Source organism: Streptomyces sp. WI03-4A (genome assembly GCF_033792105.1).
Taxonomy (GTDB): domain Bacteria; phylum Actinomycetota; class Actinomycetes; order Streptomycetales; family Streptomycetaceae; genus Streptomyces; species Streptomyces collinus_A.
In genome coordinates, this window is the sequence record NZ_JARAUO010000009.1 from 1 (window position 1) to 19,517 (window position 19,517).

Sequence of the window (19,517 nt, forward strand, 5' to 3'; positions counted from 1 at the left end):
CAGCCCGACAGCGCGGGCGCCCGGGGCGCCGGTCCGCGCGACGCGGGCATGCGGGACGCGCGGCCGGACGGCACAGGCGCCCAGGACGCACGGCCGGGCGGCGCGGAACTGCCGGACGGCAGGCCCCCCGTGCGCGTGCGCGAGGCGCTGGACCTGCTGCGGCTGCCGCGGCTGCGGGCGCTCGCCGGCTGTGCCGCGCTGCTCGGCCTGACCACGGTGAGCGACGCGTTCGTCTACCTGCTCCTCCAGCGCCGGGCGGGGGTCGGCGAGCAGTGGTTCACCCTGCTGCCGCTGGGCACCGCCGTCGTGTTCCTGCTGCTGGCCGTGCCCCTCGGCGCGCTCGCCGACCGGATCGGACGGCGCACCGTGTTCCTCGCCGGCCACGTCGGGCTGCTCACCGCCTACGGCCTCCTGCTGTGGGCCCCGGCCACACCGGCCCTGACCCCCGTCGTCCTCGCCCTGCACGGCACGTTCTACGCGGCGACCGACGGAGTGCTCCCGGCCGCCCTGGCCGGCCTCGTGCCCGAGCAGTTGCGCGCCACCGGCCTGGCCATCGTCGGCACCAGTCAGGCGCTGGCCCGGTTCTGCTGCTCGCTCGGCTTCGGCGCCGCCTGGACGGTGTGGGGCGACGGCCCGGCCCTGGCCGGATCGGCGATCGGCCTGCTGTGCTGCGCGACCGTCGCCGCCCTGGTGCTGCGACCGGCCGGCGGGACCCGATGACCACCACTCCAGCCCCGAGGAACCACATGACATCGCTCCGCCGCCGCCTGCTCGTACTCCTCGCGGCGGTCCTCGTACTGGCAGGCGTGGGAACCGGCGTGGTCCTGCACGCCGCCGCCCGCGCGGACCGGGCGAACCAGCCGCGGCCGGGCGGCCCCGCCGTCAGCGCGGGCACGTTCACACTCGCCCAGAAGCACCGTCTGGCCTTCGTCAACGCGGCCGCCGGCCCGCACCGCACCGCGGTGGCCTCGGTCCCGTCCGCCGACCCCGAGGGCGGGCGGATCGCCTCCGGCCTGAAGTGCGCCCGGTTCTACGCGGCCGCCGGCACGGGCATCTGCCTCCAGTCCAACCCGGGCGTCCTCAAGCAGAGCAATCGCGCCCTGCTCCTGGACTCTCGTCTGCGCACCAAGCGCACCTTCCCGCTGGCGGGCACGCCCAGCCGGGCCCGGGTCTCACCCAGCGGGCGCTTCGCCGCCTGGACCGTCTTCGTGTCGGGCGAGTCCTACTCCTCCGCGTTCTTCTCCACCCGGACCTCGGTCGTGGACACCCGCACCATGCGGCTGACGCCCAGCCTGGAGACGTTCTCCATCGTCAAGGACGGCAAGCCGTACCACGCATCCGACATCAATTTCTGGGGCGTCACCTTCGCCTCCGACGACGACACCTTCTACGCCACCCTCAACACCGCCAACAAGACGTATCTGGTGCGCGGTTCACTCTCCAGGCACACGGTCACCACGCTGGTCGAGAACGTGGAGTGCCCGTCCCTCTCCCCCGACGGCACCCGGGTCGCCTTCAAGAAGCGGGTGCTGTCCCGTACCGATCTGTGGCACGAGTACGTCCTCGACCTGCGCACCCTGCGCGAGACGCCACTGGCCGAACGCCACAGCGTCGACGACCAGGCCACCTGGCTCGACAACCGCACCGTCGTCTACGCCCTGCCCGCCGACGGCAAGGTCGGCAGCAGCGACCTGTGGAGCGTGCCGGCGGACGGCTCGGGCCGCCCCCACCTGCTGGTCGCGGGCGCCTCGTCCCCGGCGCCGCTCGGCTGAGCATCGCGTCCGGTTCCCGGCCCCGGCCCGTCACGAGTGCGCAACGACCGGCCGGTGCGCGGAACTGCGCCTGGCCGGAAATCATCCGTTCCTGCGACAGACACCGGCCCGGTCCCGCAGGGGGCCGCGACCAGCAGAACGGACAAGGAACCGCCATGACGAGCCTCAAGAAGAGCACCCGTCACAGACCCACCGCCGCTTTCCGTCCCACCGTGGTGAACGCCTGCGCCATCGCCGTCCTGGCGCTGACGCTCACCGCGTGCAACGGAGACGGTGACCCCGGGGCCTCCTCGACCTCCGGCAACACCGCGACAGCCGAGCCGGGTTCCGGCGGCGCGGGAACCGCCGCCACCACGGCCGGCGCCGAACCCGCCGGGACGCCCAAGGCCTCGGCCGGCACCACCAAGCCGCCCGGGTCCGGCCCCGCCACCGCCCCGGCGCCCGCCAAGCCGGCCGCCTCCGCCTCCGCAACCGCCGGCTGCGACCACAAGATGCCCATCTCGCCGGACGAGATCGCCGTCTACCGGTACACACCCGAGGGCGGGTCGCTGAACCTGATCGTCAAGTACGGCAACTGGGGCTGCGCACCGGCGGATTCCGACGGCGCGCCCTTCGTCACCGTGGGCAAGGAGACGTACCTGCCCATGGACCAGGCCGCGTACGTGACCGCCACCAACCCCATAGTGGAGAGCACGGAGAACCAGCACATCGGGGTGCAGGAGTTCCTCGACTGGCTGGAAGCGCACCCCGACAGCGGGCTGGTCTTCAAGTACCACCTCGGCGCCGACGGCGCCATCGACCGTCTGGAAGAGGTCTTCACGCCCTGATCCGTCGCGGAGGTTCTCTGGGCATCGCCGCCGGTGCCCCCTACCCTCTCTCACCGACCTCGGCCTCTTCCCCCAAGGAGGGCGTACGACGATGAGACGTGGAACCGACGGGACCCGCTCACGGCAGGCGGCGGCCGCTCTGGCCGCCCTGATCCTCAGTGCCGCCACACTGGTGATCGGCGGCGGACCGGCGCAGGCGGCACCCGCCGCGCCGGCCGGCCGCGCCCCGGCCGCGACGGTCGACCTGTCCCACTGGATGGGCGACATGCACGGCTACCTCGACGACCGGCCGCTGAACCGGATCGCCATGCCCGGCAGTCACGACTCGAGAAGCTGGAGCATCCCGGCCGATCCCGGCCTGTGCACCAGTGGCTGGTCCTACCAGGTCGCCTCGCTCGACCGACGACTGGCCGCCAGCATCTCCCGGGCCCAGAACGACAGTCTGACCGCGCAACTCGACGAGGGGGCGCGCTACCTCGACCTCCGGCTCTGCCTGGAGGGCGGTCAGTGGCGGACCTTCCACGGCGCCCCGATGGGAGACGTGTTCTTCGACGGCGCCACGGGCGAGGCGGCCGCGCTCCAGCGCTGGATCGACGCACACCCTTCGGAGGTCGTGGTCATCAACCTGTCCACCGCCGCCCCGGCGGGCGCCGACCACGGCGAGCCGCTGACCAGGCTGCGGGATCTGTTCGGCTCCCGCGTCGCCACCCGCACCGAGTTGTCCCCGACCGCGTCCTACGGCGACTTCGTGAAGGCCGGGAAGAATGTCGTGCTGGTCGACGCGTCGAACGCCGTCGACCAGCCCTGGGCCTGGCACGCGGACAGCGTCTCCGACCGCGGCAGTTACCCGACGGGAGACCCTTCCTGGTGGGACATCCTCAAGTCGTTCTTCAATGGAAGCCCGCCGCAACAGATCTACGACCAGACGCTCTCCCTGGACCGGGCGGCCCTCGACCGTGACCCCGGGCCCGACGCGGACCGGTTCTTCGTGCTGGCCGGCATCGTCCAGCCGGACGTGCAGATACCCCAGCTCTTCATGATCCGGCTGCTCTCGCCGTTCTTCCCCGCCGCCGTCCGGGACAACTACCTCATGTACCTCGCGAACGGCCTGAACCCCCAGCTCGTCACCGAGTTGCGGACTGACTGGCGGGCCCCCCGACCGGCGGGCAACATGAACATCGTGGCGATCGACGATTTGGGCCAGCGGCCGCAGGGCGACCTCCAGCGTGCGGTCATCGACATCAACACCCTGGCCGACCGCGCCACTTGACCGTCCCCGAGGTCCGTCGGGCCCGGCTCAGGGCCCGGCTCAGGGCCCGGCCGGCCCGTAGGTCGGCGGAAGCCGTCCGTCCAGGAGAACGCGCGGGTGGCGTCGCCGACATGGAGGTCTCAGAGCACACTCGCAGCTCGCCCACCGCGCACCCCACACACTCCCCTTACGCCGGACGCGTCACGTCCGCCCCACTAGCCCCCGTCCGCGCGCCCGCGCACCCGCGCGTTCGGGCGGGCGCCCCGGGAGCGGGCGCGCGGGACCTCCTCAGGCACCGATCCGGACGGCCGCGAGGAGCCGGGCGCAGCGAGCGCTCATGTCCTCGGCCGACAGTTCGGGGTGCGCGATCCACCACCCGATCAGTGCGCCGACCGTGCCCGTCCAGAGGTGTTTGAGCGCGTCCGCGTCCAGGGCGTCGTCGTTGCCCTGGGCTCGCAGCAGCGCGGCGGTGCCGGTGGCCGCCAGCCCGTCGACGGCCTCGCGGTGGCGTCGTGCCGCACGCCAGGGCTCGGAACCGGGCCGCAGAGTCCGGTCGTAGAGCACGAACCAGGCGTGCCGCCGCCCCTCCAGGGCCCGGAAGAGGGCCGTGAGCACGGCGTACGGCAAGCCCTCTTCCCCGGATCCCGATGCCGCTTCTCCCGATCCCGACGTCGCGCCCCGCGCCGTCATGGACTCTTCGATCGCCGTGAGCAGGCGCGGGCCGACGTCGTCCACGCAGGCCGCGTAGAGGCCGTCCTTGGAGCCGAAGTACGTGTACAGCAGCGGTTTCGTCACGCCGACGCGGGTGGCGATCTCGGCCATGGACGCCGCGGCGTGACCGCGCCTGCCGAACTCCTCCAGGGCCGCGTCGAGGATCTGCTGTTCCCGGTGGGCCCGCGGTACGCCCTTGGTCCCGGCGCGGGCGTGCGGACGGTCGCCGGGCTGATCCCCGTCCCGGTCGTGCCCCGGCGAGTCCGGCGGGTTCGGCGGGTCCGACGGGGTCGAGGCTCTTGCGGTCGTCATGGCGGAACTATACGTTACGGTAACTTACCCAGAGGTAAATTACCGAAAGGTCAATCCCCATGGCCGACACCAGCACGGCGAAGGCAGCACAGGCAGGCACCTCCCCGCTCCGCTCCTGGTGGGGCTGGGGCACCGTGGACAAGGCCCTGTCCGACGCCGAGTGCGGCGCGCTCGGGGAGCTGCTGCCCGGGGCCGCGGACACCCCGCTGCCCGTGCCCGACGTCTCCGCGCTCGCCCTGCCGAAGGTCCGGGTCGAGCCGCCGGCCGCGCTGGCCGCGCTGATGTCGGCGGCGCCCCGGGACCGGGCGTCGCACACGTACGGCAAGGCGTACCGCGATGTGGTCCGGGCCCTCTCCGGGGATCTGTCGGCGGCTCCGGACCAGGTGGCCCGCCCCCGGTCCGAGCAGGACGTCAGGGACGTCCTCGACTGGGCGTCCGCCGCCGACGTGGCCGTCGTGCCGTACGGCGCGGGCAGCTCGGTCGTCGGCGGGGTCGAGTGCCGTACCGACCGGCACCGGGGCGTGGTGTCCCTGGACCTGTCGTCGATGGACCGGATCCTGGAGATCGACGGGGTCAGCCGCGCGGCGCGGATCCAGGCCGGCGTGCTCGGCCCGGCCCTGGAGGACGGACTGCGGCCGCACGGGCTCACCCTGCGGCACTTCCCGCAGAGCTTCGAGTTCTCCACGCTGGGCGGATGGCTCGCCACCCGGGCGGGCGGCCACTACGCGACGCTCTACACACATATCGACGACCTGGTGGAGTCGCTGCGCGTGGTGACACCGGTCGGGGTCAGCCAGTCGCTGCGGGTGCCGGGGTCGGGGGCGGGCCCCTCACCCGACCGGCTGTTCCTGGGCTCCGAGGGCACGCTCGGCGTGATCACCGAGGCGTGGCTGCGGCTCCAGGAGCGTCCGCGCCACAAGGCGTCGGCCACGGTGGTGTTCGACGACGTCCACGCCGCCATGGAGGCGGTGCGCGCCGTCGCGCAGTCGGGTCTGCACCCGGCGAACTGCCGGCTCCTGGACCCGGGCGAGGCCGCGCTGGCGGGCGTCGCGCGGAACGGCGAGAGCGTCCTCGTCCTGGGGGTCGAATCGGCCGCCTCGCCCGTCGGGGGCCGCCTGGCCGAGCTCGTGACCCTGGCGCGTGATCACGGCGGCAGCCCGGCCCCGGGCGAGTCAGCCGGCGGGTCGACCGGTACGGACAGTGCCGCGAGCACCTGGCGCTCGGCGTTCCTGAGGATGCCGTACCTGCGGGACGGGCTCGCCCGCATGAGCGTGATCAGCGAGACCTTCGAGACGGCCTGCACCTGGGACCGCGCGCCGGAGCTGTACGAGGCGGTGCGCGGGCGGCTGGCCGCGGTGGTGAAGGAGGTGACGGGGACGGACGGCACGATCAACTGCCGGTTCACGCACGTCTATCCGGACGGCCCCGCGCCGTACTTCACGGTGATCGCGCCGGGCAGGCGGGGCTCGGAGGTGGCCATGTGGGACGAGATCAAGTCCGCGTCCCTGGGCATCCTGCACGAGCACGGCGCGACCGTCACGCATCACCACGCGGTGGGCCGCGACCACCGGCCGGGCTACGACCGCCAGCGCCCGGAGCCGTTCGCACTCGCCCTGCGTGCCGCGAAGCAGGCGCTCGACCCGGCCGGAATCCTGAACACGGGGGTGCTCCTCGACCCCGCGGTGGCGGACGGTCGGCGGCGCGCCGTCTGAGCCGACGCGTTCATGATGGGGTTTTGGCCCCCGCGTGGCCCGCCATCCCGGGATCGGCGGGCCGACCGGCGCCTTGGGGGGCGCCGACGCGGGGTAACCGGAACCTACGCTTCCGCCAGCCAAAACGGAAGCCCCTTTCTGTCTTGACCCCGGCCCTGCTCAGAAGCACCCTGAACCCCACGTGTCACAAGGGAGCACACCATGAGCCGAGCCACCGCCACCCACCGAGTCGTCGAGTACTGGACGGACAAGGGCACTCACGTGATCTTCCCCGTCCAGCGCAGCGAGGAGGTCGACCGCATGACCGACCAGCAGCTGATCTCGCGCTACGGCAACCCCGAGGACGGCGCGGTGGCACGCATCGCCCGCTAGCCCTTATCGCCCGGCTCGGGCAGGGGCACGCCCCGGTGCGGTGCCGCCGCCCCCGCCGTCGGACGGTGATCGGCTAGGCGAACCGCCCCGGCCGGTAGTCACCGGCCGGCTGCCGGACGATGAGGTTCCCGCGGTTGAAGGCGTTGATCAGGGCGATGGCGCACACCAGGGCCGCGAGCTGCTCCTCGTCGTAGTGCTTGGCGGCGTTCGCCCATGCCTCGTCCGTCACACCACCGGCCGCGTCCGCGATCCGCGTGCCCTGCTCGGTCAGCTCCAGCGCGGCCCGCTCGGCCTCGGTGAACACCGTGGCCTCCCGCCAGACAGCCACCAGGTTCAGCCGCGTGGCGGTCTCCCCCGCCTCGGCGGCGTCCTTGGTGTGCATGTCGGTGCAGAACCCACAGCCGTTGATCTGGCTGGCCCGCAGCTTGACCAGTTCCTGCGTCGCCGCCGGCAGAGCCGACTCGGCGAGCGCCCGGCCCGCGGCGACGAGATGCTTGCCGAACTGGGTCGCGACGGGGCTGGCGAAGAGGTTCAACCTGGCTTCCATGACGCACTCCTGTGTGCTCGTTACCGATTTCACCTCCTTGGACGGAACACGTCCCGCGGTTTGTGACACGTACGGAAGTGACGCGCCTCACCCCAGAGTGCACGAGGGCACCATGAGAGCGCTTCCGAGGCAGCCCGGCAGGCGAGACGCAGTCTTGGTAGACGCTTTACGCGACGCATGCAACTGCGAGCCGGGTGCACACTGTCTGACAGGGAGTCGGGCCCGTGAGGGTCGAGGAGCGAGAGAACGGGGCAGGGCGTGGGACGGCGCAAGGGCGGCATAGGGATCGCGCTCGTGACGAGTGTGGTGCTGTTGGGCGCGAGTGCCTGCGGCGGTGGCGGCGGCAGTGACAAGGCGGGCGGGGACGACGCGAAGGCGCCGGGCAAGCCGAGTGCGGGCGCCTCGTCGGCACCGGCGAAGCCCAAGGGCCCGCCGATGCTGCTGGAGACGATCACCCCGCAGACGGGCACCACCGTCGGCGTGGCCATGCCCATCTCGGTGGTCTTCACCAACCCGGTGTCCCAGAAGGCCCGGGCCACGGTCGAGAAGCACATGAAGGTGAGCACCTCGCAGCCGGTGGCCGGCGCCTGGCACTGGTTCGGCGACCGGCGTGCCGACTGGCGCCCGAAGGACTACTGGCCCTCCGGTACGACCGTGAAGATCGACGCCGACATGAAGGGCGTCAGCAACGGCAACGGGCGCTACGGCGTGCACGGCTACACACACACCTTCAAGGTCGGCGACGACGTGCGCGCGGACGTGTCGGTGACGGGCCACACCATGAAGGTGACCCGCAACGGCAAGGCGGTGCGCACCCTGTCGATCAACGCGGGCAGCCCGCAGTACCCGACGTGGAACGGCACGATGGCCGTCATCGACAAGCAGGAGAAGGTCCACATGACCTCCTGCAGCGTCGGCATCAGCTGCGACAAGGGCAGCCCCAACTACTACGACCTCACGCTGCCCTGGGACGTGCACCTGACCCAGTCCGGCACGTACGTGCACTACTCGACCGGCGACCCCAACCCGGGCAGCGGCAGCGCCCGCGGCTCGCACGGCTGCGTCCACCTGTCCATGTCGGACGCCAAGTGGTTCTACGGCCAGGTCAAGCAGGGCGACCCCGTCACCATCACCGGTTCGTCCCGCGCCAAGGCCTCGCCCGACAACGGCTACGCCGACTTCAACCTCGACTGGAACCAGTGGCTCGCGGGCAGCGGCTCCGGGGAGGGCACGACCGCGACCCTGTGACGCGCTCCCGGTGGCCCCGCGCCCGGCACCCGACGGTGCCCGGTGCGGGGCCACCGTCGTACCGGATCCCCTTCCCGATCAGGGGCCGCCATGTCACTCCGGCGGTCGGAGGCGCCTCGTGGCGCGGGCGTGCCGCAGCTTGCACACGAAACGGTGCATGTGGGGGTCCAGGGTTTCCTCCGGCTCCTGGAGCACCTGTCCCTCGGTCAGCCAGCGGATCGCGTCGAACTCGCCCTCGTCGTACGACGTGATGGTGTCGGCGTCCGCGTCGAGGAGGTACCAGAGTGAGACATCGGTGTGCGGACGCCGCTCCCTGGTCGGAGTGACGGTGAGGAAGAGGGGGTGTTCGCCGGTGACCGGCGACGCCACCGCTCCGACGCCCAGTTCCTCACGGCATTCCCGGGCCACCGTGGCCCAGGGGTCCTCACCGGGCTCGACATGGCCTCCGGCGGGCAGCCAGAGCCCGGCCTTGCGGTGGGCGACGAGGAGCAGTCGCCCGCTTCTGTCGTCGCGCACGACGAAGTAGCAGACCAGGTGGGTCGCCGGTACGTCCGGCTTGCGCACCCGGTACACGGGGGCTCCGCCGGCGAGCCACCGGGTGGCGGTCGTCAGGTGGGTCCGCTCCAGGGCGTCCCAGGGGGCGATGGCGCCGACCAGCTCCAGGAGGTGTGCGCGGGGCCGGTCGGTGGGGTCCGGTTGGTCCGTGGCAGGCATGCGGACAGTGTGGTGGTCGGCACTGACAGGCGCCCATCGCCCCACGTCGGGTGGCGCTCGGGCCTCGTCAGTGGCGTGCTCGGGCGAGCAGGGCCGCGTGGGGCAGGGCCAGCCGGCCGTCCTCGGTCGCGAACTCGGTGCTCAGGGCGTCGAAGTGGCGCTTGATGTCCGCCTGGACCTGCGGCGTCTGGCTGCGCACCAGCCGGCCGCCGAAGGCGACGCCGCCCGCGGGGCCGCTCCACCACTCCTCGGGGCTCGCGCGGTGGTCCCAGCGCAGGGTGCCGCATTCCGCCTCGCGCAGGTGCGCCGCCTCCAGCAGGCCGGTCAGGCCGCTCTCGTCCCGGCGGAAGTCGTCCTCGGCGGCGAGTCCTGCGGGCAGGTGGGGCGGGCGTACCGCGCCCGCCGCCTGGATGGCGCGGCCGATCAGGGCCTGTCCCGCGGCCGGCGGTGCCGCCCATATGGTCAGCGCGATCCACCCGCCCGGCCGTACGACGCGGCGCAGTTCGGCCAACGTGTCCTTGGGCCGACCGACGTGGTTCAGCACGAAGTTGGCGACGACGGCGTCGAATTCCCCGTTCGCGTAGGGGAGTTCGGGCAGCGCGGCCAGTCGTACGTCGGCCTCGGGGGCCGCCCGTCGGGCCAGTTCGACCATGGTGGGCTCCGCGTCGACGGCCGTCACGGTCGCGCCCCGCGCACACGCGGCGGCGGCGACCGTGCCCGATCCCGTGCCGACGTCCAGTACCCGCACGCCCGGTCCCACCCCGGCGGCGTCGAGCAACCGCGGTACGGGGTGGGCGCACAGCTTGGCGAAGCTGTCGGCGTAGGCGGGGCCCCGGCCCGCCCAGATCAGCCGTTCGCTCTCGTCGAAAGCCGTCGTCGGCACGGGCAGCCCTCCCGGACAGAAGTCAAGATCGATTTCGTCGGGACCGACCTTAACCCACTGTCCGGCCAGGGAGACGGCTCGTGGCTCCGCTCAGTGCGCGGTGACCGGCGCGGTCGGCGCCGAGCCGTTCGTCCAGCCGTGCCGGTGGGCGGTCACCTTGACGGTGATCCTGTGGCCCTTGTCCGCCTTCACCAGAACGTAGGTGGACTTGGTGGCGCCGGTGATGGTCTTGCCGTCGCGCTTCCAGGAGTAGGTGTACGAGGTGGCCGCGGGCGACCAGGTGCCGTGCGCGGCCGTCAGCCTGCGGCCGACCTCGGCGGTGCCGCTGACGGCGGGCGCCTTGGTGGGCTTCAGGACCGGACCGGCGGCGACCGTGACCGCCGTCGACGTGGAGTCGGCCGAACCGGCGCCGTTGCCGACGGTGACCTTGCACGAGATCTTGTGCCCGTAGTCGTCCCCGGTCAGGGTGCGGGTCGCGCCCGTGGCACCCGGGATGGCGCGGCCGTCGCGCAGCCACGTCCAGGTGGCGGTCGCGTTCTGCCCCGTCCAGGCCGCCGAGCAGGTCAGCTTGGAGCCGGTGCGGGCGGTCCCGGTCACCGTGGCCCTGGTGGTGACGCGCGGCTCGGCCAGCAGGGTCTGGGAGCGGCTCCACACACGGGAGGTGTAGCGGTCGGCGGACCCGGGGACGTACACGGCCGTCCGTCCCAGCACGGTGGCCCGGCCGTCCGGTCCGGCCGCGACCTCGCCGGTCAGGGCGTCGGCGTCGGGGACGTCGGCGACCGGCCGGGCGTCGAGTGCGGCGGCCTTGCTCCAGGTGCCGTCGGCCCGGACGGCCCACTCCAGGTAGTGGTCGTCGCCGTTGTCGATGCCGGGCGTCTGCGGCCACACCACGTGGACGGTCCCGTCGGCGCCGATGGACGCGTCGACCTGCCAGTCGACGTACCCGGTGGACAGCGTCTTCGGCGCGGACCAGGTGCCGGTGGCCGCACTGCGGGTGACGGCCTGGACGATCGGCGTGCCGGCGCCGGCGTTCCAGCCCGACCACACGTAGGTGAGGTCACCGTCGGGGGCCATGAGGGGGCCGCTGTCGTCGCCGCCCTGGTAGACCGGTACGGCGGTCTGCGGGGACCCCCAACTGCCGTTCAAAGACGCCCTGGTGCTGGATCTCAGGCTCTCGACGCCGTTGGTCCCGCCGCTCTGCCACAGCACCGTGGTGCGGCCCTCGGCGTCCATGGACACGCCGACGTCGCTGGACTTGGCGTCGGTGCCCGGCATGGCGGCCTGCTCGCTCCAGTCGCCGTGGGCGGTGGCCCGGGTGGCGGTGGAGATGGCGTGGACGTCGGCGAACCGGTCGTAGGCGTCCCAGACCGCGGTCGCCGATCCGTCGGGGGCCACGGCGAGGGCGAGTCCCCAGATGGAACCCTTCGCAAAGGACCCGAGGGGCCGGGAGGCCGACCATGCCTTCGCGCCGGGCGCGAGCGTGGCCGTGCGCACCTCGTAGGCGGTGGACCCGTCGCCCTGGTCCCATACGGCGGTGACGGTGCCGTCGGCGGCCGCGGCCAGCACGGGTACGGACATGTCCAGACCGTCGTGGCTCGTGAGCCGCACCGGGTCGGACCAGGCGGCCGTCGCGGGATCCCAGCCCGCCGAGACCGCGGCCAGCGATCCGTCGCTGCCGTCGCCGGTCAGCCAAGCCACGACGGCGTGCCCGTCCGCGGTCACCGCAAGCGTGGTCCGGGCTTCGGCATAGCCGCCGGCGAAGAGCGTGTGGGGCGCGGACCACGTGTCGCTGCCCTTGGGCCTGACGGCGGCCCGGACCTGCCAGTCCGACGCCCCGGCCGCCTTGTCGTGCCAGAGGGCGAACGCGGTGCCGTCACCGGCCACCTCGACGTCGATCAGGCTCTGCTTGCCGTCGGCGCCGGTCAGGTCGGCCGTGGGCCCCCAGGGGCCGGCCGACGCCTGGTACCCGGCGGCGGTGGCGGGTGCGGCGGTGCCCGTCGCGAGCGCCGCCACGGTAGCCGCGAGCGCGACGAACGCGGCTCCCGGTCGGCCAGCCCTGAGTGCCACGACGGCTCCTGTCTCGCCGGGGCGCGGGACGCGCGCACGGCCTTGTGTACGAAAACGGGGATCGAGTGGCCGACAGTACCCAGGCCAGGCACACTCCGCCTACCTGCGGAAATATCGAAATGATCAATATTTTCCGGGTCTGTTGTACAGCGGGAAGCGGGCGAGGGTCCCGCGGACAGGCACGGGACGCTCGCCACCCGGGTGCGCTAGCGCACCGCCTGCTTCACGAGCGCGGCGATCCGCGCCTCGACCTCGGGGGTCACCTCGGTCAGGGCGAAGCCGGCCGCCCACATGGGGCCGTCGTCCAGCTTCGCCTGGTCGCTGAATCCGAGCGTCGCGTAACGGGCCTTGAACTTCTCCGCGCTCTGGAAGAAGCAGACGACCTTCCCGTCCAGCGCGTAGGCGGGCATCCCGTACCAGAGCTTCGGGGCGAGGACCGGGGCGCCGGCCGTGACGACGGCGTGCACCCGCTCGGCCATGATCCGGTCCGAGTCCCCCATCTCCGCGATCTTCGCGAGGACGTCCCGCTCCGCCTCCGCCGCCTTGTCCGCCTTCGAACCACGGCGGGCCGCCTGCTTGAGCTCCCGTCCGTGTTCCTTCATCGCGGCCCGCTCCTCGGCCGTGAACCCGTCGTACGCGCTGCTTCCGGTACCGCTCATGGCAGCCGTCCCCCTCAGGATCTCGATGTACGGATCTTGGGACCGGACCCTATACCGGCGCCCCGACAACGGCCCGTCACTTCGCGATACGCCGGGCCGGCCCCCGCTCAGCCGACGTCGGTACGCCTTTCGAGGCGGGCACCGCCGTGGATGTCGCCGTCGAGGTGGAAGTGCAGTGCCGAGGCGAACAGGTCGACGCCGGTGCCCGTCGGGTCGGGACCGGTGCCGGCCCCGGTACGACCGGGCGGCCCGGTCACCGGCCTGACGCCCTGCCCTGCCGCGGAGCGGGGACCGCCCTCACAGAGTGCTCTTCATGCCTCGGGGAGCCGGTCGAGGAAGCCCAGGACGGAGGTGATCCGGCCGTCCTCGGCGAGGATGACGACGTCCGAGCCGGCGACCGGTGCCGAGCCGTCGGCGGTGGAGACCAGCTCCCAGCTGAAGCGGGCGATGTGGTGGTTGCCGTCCACCTCACCGGTCTGCCTGAACTCGAAGCCGGGGAACTGCTCGTGCACGGCGCCGATGACCGCGGCGATCTGCTCGTGGCCGCTCACGTCGGCCATCGGGTCGGTGTACGAACCCTCCTCCGACCACGCGGCTGCGACCGCCTTGGCCAGCGCGTCGGCGTCGGTGGCGTTCCACGCCTCGAAGTAGCGGGCGACGGCAGCGGTGTGGATCGTCATGGCGGAACTCCCGTTCTCGGTCGGCGAAGTGGCCTGTGTGTCAAGCCTGTTGGCACGGGCCCCGAGCCGGAGTGCGCCGGCTCGGAAACCCGATGCCCTCACCTTGCCGCGCGTCGCCCGGCCGCGCGATTACCGCTCAGGTAATGACGCGAGCGACCGGCCACTCGGTTGGGTATCGAACACCTTGCCCGGCCCGGCGCCGCCCCTCCTCGCGGCTCCGGGCGCCGTCCTGTCCCCCGGCCCCGGCCGCCTCACCGGAAAAGAGTCCGCCCGTGACGAGCACCGTCCCCTCCGTCGGCTCCGGCATAACCCCGCGGCCCGAGGCCCAACGCCGCGTCCTGACCGTCCTGGTGACCTCCCAGGTCCTCAGCGGTGCCGGGCTCGCGGCCGGCATCACCGTCGGCGCGCTGCTCGCGCAGGACATGCTCGGCTCCACCGGTCTCGCGGGGCTGCCCAGCGCCCTGTTCACCACCGGCTCCGCACTCACCGCCGTCGCCGTCGGCCGCCTCTCGCAGGCACGTGGCCGCCGCCCCGGGCTCGCGGCCGGCTACCTCACCGGCGCGATCGGCAGCGCCGGTGTCATCGCCGCCGCCGTCGCCGGCAGCCCCGTCCTGCTGCTCGTCGCCCTGTTCGTCTACGGCGCCGGGAGCGCCACCAACCTCCAGGCACGCTACGCCGGGGCCGACCTCGCCGCCCCCGCCCACCGGGCGCGTGCCGTCTCCACCGTCCTGGTCGCCACCACAGCCGGCGGTGTCGTCGGCCCCAACCTCGCCGCCCCCACCGGCGCCCTCGCCCGCTCCCTCGGCATTCCCGCCCTCGCCGGGCCCTTCCTGCTCTCCGGCACCGCCTACACCCTGGCCGCCCTCGTGCTGGCGCTCTGGCTGCGCCCCGACCCGCTGCTGCTCGCCCGCCGCCTCGACGAGCAGCGGCAGGCGGCCGCCGCCACGGCGGCGCGTACCACCGGACGCGCCGAGCCGGCCGCGCCGGAACGGCGCGGCCCCGGGCTGATGCCGGGCGCGCTGACGATGATCGTCACCCAGCTCGTCATGGTCTCGATCATGACGATGACCCCGGTGCACATGCGCGACCACGGCCACGGCACGGCCGCCTCGGGACTGGTCATCGCCCTGCACGTCGGCGCGATGTACCTGCCCTCGCCGCTGACCGGCTGGCTCGTCGACCGCTACGGCCGCACCGCGATCGCGGCAGCGTCCGGCCTCACCCTGCTCGCCGCCGGGATCACCGCCGCGGCGGCGCCCGGCGACTCCGTCGCCCTGCTGGCGCTCGCGCTCGGCCTGCTCGGCCTGGGCTGGAACCTCGGCCTCGTCTCCAGCACCGCGATGATCACCGACGCCCTGCCGCTCGCGACCCGCGCCAGGACCCAGGGCATGGTCGACGTCTCCATCGCCGTCGCGGGCGCCACCGGGGCCCTGACCTCGGGCGCCGTCGTCTCCGCCGCCGGCTACCCCGTACTCACCCTGACAGCCGGCGCCCTGTCCCTCGCGCTGCTGCCCGCCATCGCCGCGACCGCAACCGCCGCCGGCGCGGGCGCCCCCAGGGAGAGCGGGCGATGAAGCACAGCGGGCGGCGATGCGGCGCGGTGGGCCCGGCGCAGCCGCCAGCCGGCGCGCCCCGGTCCGGGTCCGGCTACGCCCTGATCTCCAGGACGCAACACTTCACACTGCCGCCGCCCTTGAGGAGTTCCGACAGGTCGATGCCGACCGGCTCGAAGCCGCGGGCCCGCAACTGTGCCGCCACTCCGCGGGCCGCCTCGGGGAGGAAGACCCGGTGTCCGTCGCTCACCGCGTTGAGGCCGAACGCCTCGGCGTCCGCGGTCTCCGCCTCGATGGCGTCGGGGAACAGCCTGCGCAGGACCTCCCTGCTGCCGGGGCTGAACGCCCGCGGATAGTACATGACTTCGTCGTGGTCGAGGACCGCGAGGGCGGTGTCGAGGTGGTAGAAGTCGGGGTCGACCAGTTCCAGGCCGATCACCGGGCGGCCGAAGAACTCCTGCACCTCCAGGTGGCTGCGGGTCTCGCTGCGGAATCCATGGCCGCCGAGCACATGGCTGCCGGTGAGGAGGAAGTCGCCCTCCCCCTCGTTGATGCTGCGGCTCTCCGCGGTGGGGAAGCCCCGCTCGTGGAACCAGCGCAGGTACGCGGCGCCTTCGGCGGCCCGCTCGGCGTGGCGGAACCTCGCGCCGAGCACCTTGCCGTCGATCACCAGGGCGCCGTTGGCCGCGTAGACCATGTCGGGCAGGCCGGGGACGGGGTCGACCAGTTCGACGCAGTGCCCGCTCTCCCGCAGGGCCGTGTGCAGCCGGTCCCACTGCGCGAGGGCCAGCGGCCCGTCGACGGGCTTGCCCGGGTCCATCCAGGGGTTGATGGCATACGTGACGTCGAAGTGTTCCGGGCGGCACATCACGTACCGTCGGGGGCGGGCGACGCGTTCACGCATCCGGCGTACCTCTCTCCTTGTCGTGGCCCGTGAAGTCGGTGCGGCGGGCCGGGGCACCCGCGGGCGGAGGCCGGCGGGGTCGTTCGCGCACACGGGATCGCCGCGCTCGCGCGAGCGGGGGCGTCCGGTCGGCTCCGGTGGCTGTTCAGGTCTGCGCCGGCATCGACTTGATCCCGGTGCTGAAGGTGGCCGCGACCGCGGAGACGGCGACGATCAGCGAGAACGCCAGCATCGTCGTCGCGCTCGTCAGGTGTGCCAGGAGCAGACCGGCGAATGCCGGGGCGAGTGCCGCCGCCGACGTCGCCACCAGCAGGACCACGCTGATGACGCGCCCCTGCAGGTGGTCGGGGGTGATGGCGGCCTGGTAGCCGAACAGGGCGGCGTTGGCGGTGGGCCCGAGGAAGACCGCGCAGGCCAGCGGCACCGCGGCCAGCACGCTGGTGGGGAACAGGGCGCTGAGCGCCATGAGCGTGGTGGTCGCCCAGCACAGGACCAGGATCAGCTTCGGCAGGGGCAGCCGGCGCTGCATGGCCGGTGCGGCGAAGGCACCCAGGAAGCCGCCGAGGCCGAAGATCATGCTGGCGCAGCCGACGACGAACGACGAGGTCCCGGCGCGCTGCAGGGAGACGATGATCGCGAAGATCATGCCGGTGAACGCCATGTTGAGCGGGGCGGCGATCAGCAGCAGCGCCCGCAGGAACGGGTTGCCCAGCACGAACCTCAGCCCCTCGGCACCGGCGGCGCGCCCGGACTCGGCCGGAGCGGTGCGGGGCCGCTGCAGGGGCCGCCGGATGCACAGGACGGTGACCAGCGACAGCAGGTGGCTGACCGCGTTGCCGAAGAAGGGCAGCGACCGTCCCAGGGCGAAGAGCAGGCCGCCGAGCGGCGGTCCGGCCAGTGACGTGCCGTAGGCGCGTGCCTCGTTGCGGGCCACCGCGGTGGGGAGCTGGGCGGTCTCGACCAGGTTGCGCACGGCGGCGTGCTCGGCGGTGCTGAACAGGGCGTTGGCCGCGGCTCCGCAGATCACGACGACCACGACGAGGACGATCCCGGCGGCGCCGGCCACGACCGCGGCGCCGAGGGCGCCGTAGGCGGCGAGCCGCAGCAGGTCGCAGGCGATCATGATCTTGCGCCGTTCGAAGCGGTCGGCCAGGACCCCGGCCGGCAGCCGGCAGGCCATGCCGACCAGCAGGCCGACGGTGCCGACGGCGCCGGCCTGGGTGGGTGACCCGGTCAGGTGCAGCACGAGCAGCGGCAGGGCCAGGTTGGCCATGGCGGTGCCGACGTCGGAGAGCGACTGGCTGCCCCAGAGGAGGTTGAAGTCGCGGTTGCGCCACAGACCCGGTGCGCGCACGGCCTCCGCCGTGGCGTCGGCGTCCTCGGTGGTCGAGGGCATGGGTGTCCTCCATACGGACGGGGTGGGAAGGCCTGGGCCGCGCGGTGCGGCGGCCGGTGGACGGCGGCGAAGGGCCGTGGCGCCGCCCGGTGGACGGCGGCGAAGGGCCGTGGCGCGGCTCGTGGGGCGGGGCGCCTCAGCGCTCCGTGGACGGTGCAGGTGCGGGGAACCGCGCGTTCGGCAGCGGCCGGGGCCGGGTGCCGCGTGGAACGGCGCAGCCGCCCACGGTCACGGCCACCAGGAGCCGAGCGCGGGTCGCAGGTCGTCGAGCCACTCGGCGGACGGGTCGTGGTGGGCGAAGAACTGACGGCCCACCAGGCGCGGGTCACGGGCCTGCAGCATCCGCAGGGTGAACACCTCGGTGCCGCCGATGTCGGCGATGCCGTCGACGAGGACCTTGCCCGGGGCGGCGGACATCACCGGTCCACGGGCGGTCCTGGCCAGTCCGGACACGCTCCGGACGGCGTCCGTGTAGATCCGCAGTGCCCGGGTCAGCGGCACGCTGAAGTAGCTGTGGGCGCCCGTGTCGCGCTCGACGAACATGTAGTAGGGCACGACGCCGAGTTCGACCAGCCGTTGCCACAGGCCGGCCCAGTCCTCGGCGCGGTCGTTGACGTGCGCGATGAGCGGAGCCTGGGCCCGGATGACGGCGCCGGTGTCGCGGATGCGCCGGATCGCCTTCTCCACCGCCGGGTTCTGCAGTTCCCGCGGATGGGAGAAGTGCGCCATCAGGGCCGCGTGACGGCCGCCGGCCACGATGCGCTCGAACAGCCTGAGCAGGTCGTCGGCGTCCCGGTCGGTGGTGAAGCGGTACGGCCAGTAGGACAGCGCCTTGGTGCCGAAGCGGATCGTGCGGATGTGGTCGAGGGCCGGGGTGAGCAGCGGGTCGACCCACCGCTCCAGCACCGCCGAACTCATGATCATGGGGTCGCCGCCGGTGAACAGCACGTCGGTGACGGCGTGTTGCTCCTCCAGGTAGGACACGACGCGGCCGACGTCCGGGGCGACCTGCCGTATCTCGGCGTTGCCGACGAACTGCGACCAGCGGAAGCAATAGCCGCAGTAGGAGTGGCAGGTCTGGCCCTGTGCGGGGAAGACCAGGACCGTCTCGGCGTACTTGTGCTGCACGCCGGCGAGCGGGTGCTCCTGGTGGGTGGGGACGTTGGCGGCCAGCTGCGCGCCGGGGTTGGGGTTGAGGCGGCCGTGGATCTCCCGGGCGGCCTTGCGGATCACATCGGGCGAGGCGGCCGTCAGGTGCAGTGCCGACATGCTGTCGAAGACGTCCGGGGGCAGCATGTCGCGGTGCGGGAAGGTGAGCCGGAAGATCGGGTCGTCCGGGGCGGCGGACCAGTCGATCAGTTCGTCGACGACGTACTGGTTGACCTTGAACGGCAGGACGGACGACACGACCCGCAGCTCGTGCAGGTAGTCCTCCGGCAAGCCCCGCTCCCGGGCGAGTCGTTCGAGTCGTTGTTGTGCATAGGCTTTCAACGCTGCCGCCTAACTGTGTGGTCCTGCTCGGTGAACGGGGGACGTCGGGGCACGCCCCGGCCCGGCCGGGGCGGAGGTCGCGGCGTCCGGCCCGGTGCCGGCCGCCCGCTCCGCCCCGGCCCGGGAGCGGGTCACTGCCCGGCGTCCGCCATCCGCCGGCGCAGGCTCAGGGGCCGCATGTCCGTCCACACCTCGTCGATGTGGCTGAGGCAGTCCTGCTTGGGTCCGTCGAAGCCGGTGGCCTTCCAGCCGTCCGGCAGGTCCCGGCCGGCGGCCCAGATCGAGTACTGCTCCTCGTGGTTGACGACGACGCGGTAGGTGCGGGTGTCCTCTTCTGCGGACATGTGTCTTCTCCTGTCTGGTGGAACTGCGTGTGTCGGTCGGGGCGGTAAGTACGGGAAGCGGCAGCGTCGTTGGCCG

The 19,517-nt window shown here is 72.9% G+C and carries 20 protein-coding genes; 8 read left to right on the top strand and 12 right to left on the bottom strand.

Annotated elements, in window-relative coordinates; all coding sequences use genetic code 11:
- The 4 genes from PV343_RS12370 to PV343_RS12385 all read left to right on the top strand — a co-directional run.
- Positions 1 to 720 (top strand): MFS transporter (locus PV343_RS12370; protein WP_319146911.1); only part of this gene is annotated, 720 nt, incomplete at its 5' end.
- Between the two features lie 26 nt (positions 721 to 746).
- Complete coding sequence (locus PV343_RS12375; RefSeq protein ID WP_319146912.1) at positions 747 to 1,772, top strand: TolB family protein; 1,026 nt, start codon at positions 747 to 749, stop codon at positions 1,770 to 1,772.
- A gap of 155 nt (positions 1,773 to 1,927) precedes the next feature.
- Positions 1,928 to 2,599: a hypothetical protein gene (locus tag PV343_RS12380; RefSeq protein WP_319146913.1), complete on the top strand. Its 672-nt coding sequence runs from the start codon at positions 1,928 to 1,930 to the stop codon at positions 2,597 to 2,599.
- A 91-nt stretch (positions 2,600 to 2,690) separates the two neighbouring features.
- A complete protein-coding gene (locus PV343_RS12385) occupies positions 2,691 to 3,869 on the top strand; it encodes a hypothetical protein (RefSeq protein ID WP_319146914.1) in 1,179 nt (392 codons plus the stop codon).
- A 267-nt stretch (positions 3,870 to 4,136) separates the two neighbouring features.
- Here PV343_RS12385 and PV343_RS12390 read toward each other — a convergent pair whose 3' ends face one another.
- Positions 4,137 to 4,871: a TetR/AcrR family transcriptional regulator gene (locus PV343_RS12390; RefSeq protein ID WP_319146915.1), complete on the bottom strand. Its 735-nt coding sequence runs from the start codon at positions 4,869 to 4,871 to the stop codon at positions 4,137 to 4,139.
- A 59-nt stretch (positions 4,872 to 4,930) separates the two neighbouring features.
- Here PV343_RS12390 and PV343_RS12395 point away from each other — a divergent pair, with 59 nt between their 5' ends.
- On the top strand, positions 4,931 to 6,583 hold the full coding sequence (locus PV343_RS12395) for an FAD-binding oxidoreductase (RefSeq protein WP_319146916.1): 1,653 nt from the start codon (positions 4,931 to 4,933) through the stop codon (positions 6,581 to 6,583).
- 201 nt (positions 6,584 to 6,784) lie between these two features.
- Positions 6,785 to 6,955 (top strand): hypothetical protein, encoded by a 171-nt coding sequence (locus PV343_RS12400; protein WP_319146917.1) that lies wholly within the window; start codon positions 6,785 to 6,787, stop codon positions 6,953 to 6,955.
- A gap of 73 nt (positions 6,956 to 7,028) precedes the next feature.
- Here PV343_RS12400 and PV343_RS12405 read toward each other — a convergent pair whose 3' ends face one another.
- Entirely contained in the window at positions 7,029 to 7,502 is a 474-nt protein-coding gene (locus PV343_RS12405) for a carboxymuconolactone decarboxylase family protein (RefSeq protein ID WP_319146918.1), read from the bottom strand.
- 258 nt (positions 7,503 to 7,760) lie between these two features.
- On the opposite strand from PV343_RS12405, the gene PV343_RS12410 reads away from it, so the two are divergent.
- Complete coding sequence (locus tag PV343_RS12410; protein ID WP_319146919.1) at positions 7,761 to 8,750, top strand: L,D-transpeptidase; 990 nt, start codon at positions 7,761 to 7,763, stop codon at positions 8,748 to 8,750.
- Between the two features lie 93 nt (positions 8,751 to 8,843).
- Here the strand turns inward: PV343_RS12410 and PV343_RS12415 are convergent, their stop codons facing one another.
- The 6 genes from PV343_RS12415 to PV343_RS12440 all read right to left on the bottom strand — a co-directional run bounded on the left by PV343_RS12415 (position 8,844) and on the right by PV343_RS12440 (position 13,753).
- Complete coding sequence (locus tag PV343_RS12415) at positions 8,844 to 9,464, bottom strand: NUDIX domain-containing protein (RefSeq protein WP_319146920.1); 621 nt, start codon at positions 9,462 to 9,464, stop codon at positions 8,844 to 8,846.
- A gap of 67 nt (positions 9,465 to 9,531) precedes the next feature.
- Complete coding sequence (locus PV343_RS12420; protein ID WP_319147084.1) at positions 9,532 to 10,353, bottom strand: class I SAM-dependent methyltransferase; 822 nt, start codon at positions 10,351 to 10,353, stop codon at positions 9,532 to 9,534.
- An 84-nt stretch (positions 10,354 to 10,437) separates the two neighbouring features.
- Positions 10,438 to 12,414 (bottom strand): hypothetical protein, encoded by a 1,977-nt coding sequence (locus PV343_RS12425; protein ID WP_319146921.1) that lies wholly within the window; start codon positions 12,412 to 12,414, stop codon positions 10,438 to 10,440.
- A 206-nt stretch (positions 12,415 to 12,620) separates the two neighbouring features.
- Positions 12,621 to 13,073, bottom strand: a complete 453-nt coding sequence (locus PV343_RS12430) for an iron chaperone (protein ID WP_319146922.1) — start codon at positions 13,071 to 13,073, stop codon at positions 12,621 to 12,623.
- Between the two features lie 107 nt (positions 13,074 to 13,180).
- Positions 13,181 to 13,330 (bottom strand): hypothetical protein, encoded by a 150-nt coding sequence (locus PV343_RS12435; protein WP_319146923.1) that lies wholly within the window; start codon positions 13,328 to 13,330, stop codon positions 13,181 to 13,183.
- Positions 13,331 to 13,384: 54 nt separating this feature from the next.
- Complete coding sequence (locus PV343_RS12440) at positions 13,385 to 13,753, bottom strand: nuclear transport factor 2 family protein (RefSeq protein ID WP_319146924.1); 369 nt, start codon at positions 13,751 to 13,753, stop codon at positions 13,385 to 13,387.
- Positions 13,754 to 14,025: 272 nt separating this feature from the next.
- Between PV343_RS12440 and PV343_RS12445 the strand changes: the two genes are divergently transcribed.
- On the top strand, positions 14,026 to 15,327 hold the full coding sequence (locus PV343_RS12445) for an MFS transporter (protein WP_319146925.1): 1,302 nt from the start codon (positions 14,026 to 14,028) through the stop codon (positions 15,325 to 15,327).
- Positions 15,328 to 15,400: 73 nt separating this feature from the next.
- Here PV343_RS12445 and ddaH read toward each other — a convergent pair whose 3' ends face one another.
- The 4 genes from ddaH to PV343_RS12465 all read right to left on the bottom strand — a co-directional run bounded on the left by ddaH (position 15,401) and on the right by PV343_RS12465 (position 19,441).
- The gene (gene ddaH / locus PV343_RS12450) at positions 15,401 to 16,267 is read right to left on the bottom strand and encodes a dimethylargininase (RefSeq protein WP_365018523.1); all 867 of its coding nucleotides are present in this window, start codon (positions 16,265 to 16,267) and stop codon (positions 15,401 to 15,403) included.
- Positions 16,268 to 16,355: 88 nt separating this feature from the next.
- Positions 16,356 to 17,606 carry an MFS transporter gene (locus PV343_RS12455; protein WP_319146927.1) on the bottom strand — a complete coding sequence of 417 codons (1,251 nt, stop codon included), beginning with the start codon at positions 17,604 to 17,606 and terminating at the stop codon, positions 16,356 to 16,358.
- 228 nt (positions 17,607 to 17,834) lie between these two features.
- A complete protein-coding gene (locus PV343_RS12460) occupies positions 17,835 to 19,046 on the bottom strand; it encodes a KamA family radical SAM protein (RefSeq protein ID WP_319146928.1) in 1,212 nt (403 codons plus the stop codon).
- 182 nt (positions 19,047 to 19,228) lie between these two features.
- Positions 19,229 to 19,441, bottom strand: a complete 213-nt coding sequence (locus PV343_RS12465) for an MbtH family protein (protein WP_319146929.1) — start codon at positions 19,439 to 19,441, stop codon at positions 19,229 to 19,231.
- Between the last annotated feature and the right edge of the window lie 76 nt (positions 19,442 to 19,517).

Excerpts from the sequence above, each read along its gene's own strand:
- PV343_RS12375 (WP_319146912.1), top strand. The coding sequence starts at position 747 with ATGACATCGCTCCGCCGCCGCCTGCTCGTACTCCTCGCGGCGGTCCTC.
- PV343_RS12380 (WP_319146913.1), top strand. The coding sequence starts at position 1,928 with ATGACGAGCCTCAAGAAGAGCACCCGTCACAGACCCACCGCCGCTTTC.
- PV343_RS12385 (WP_319146914.1), top strand. The coding sequence starts at position 2,691 with ATGAGACGTGGAACCGACGGGACCCGCTCACGGCAGGCGGCGGCCGCT.
- PV343_RS12390 (WP_319146915.1), bottom strand. The coding sequence starts at position 4,871 with ATGACGACCGCAAGAGCCTCGACCCCGTCGGACCCGCCGAACCCGCCG.
- PV343_RS12395 (WP_319146916.1), top strand. The coding sequence starts at position 4,931 with ATGGCCGACACCAGCACGGCGAAGGCAGCACAGGCAGGCACCTCCCCG.
- PV343_RS12400 (WP_319146917.1), top strand. The coding sequence starts at position 6,785 with ATGAGCCGAGCCACCGCCACCCACCGAGTCGTCGAGTACTGGACGGAC.
- PV343_RS12405 (WP_319146918.1), bottom strand. The coding sequence starts at position 7,502 with ATGGAAGCCAGGTTGAACCTCTTCGCCAGCCCCGTCGCGACCCAGTTC.
- PV343_RS12415 (WP_319146920.1), bottom strand. The coding sequence starts at position 9,464 with ATGCCTGCCACGGACCAACCGGACCCCACCGACCGGCCCCGCGCACAC.
- PV343_RS12430 (WP_319146922.1), bottom strand. The coding sequence starts at position 13,073 with ATGAGCGGTACCGGAAGCAGCGCGTACGACGGGTTCACGGCCGAGGAG.
- PV343_RS12440 (WP_319146924.1), bottom strand. The coding sequence starts at position 13,753 with ATGACGATCCACACCGCTGCCGTCGCCCGCTACTTCGAGGCGTGGAAC.
- PV343_RS12455 (WP_319146927.1), bottom strand. The coding sequence starts at position 17,606 with ATGCCCTCGACCACCGAGGACGCCGACGCCACGGCGGAGGCCGTGCGC.
- PV343_RS12465 (WP_319146929.1), bottom strand. The coding sequence starts at position 19,441 with ATGTCCGCAGAAGAGGACACCCGCACCTACCGCGTCGTCGTCAACCAC.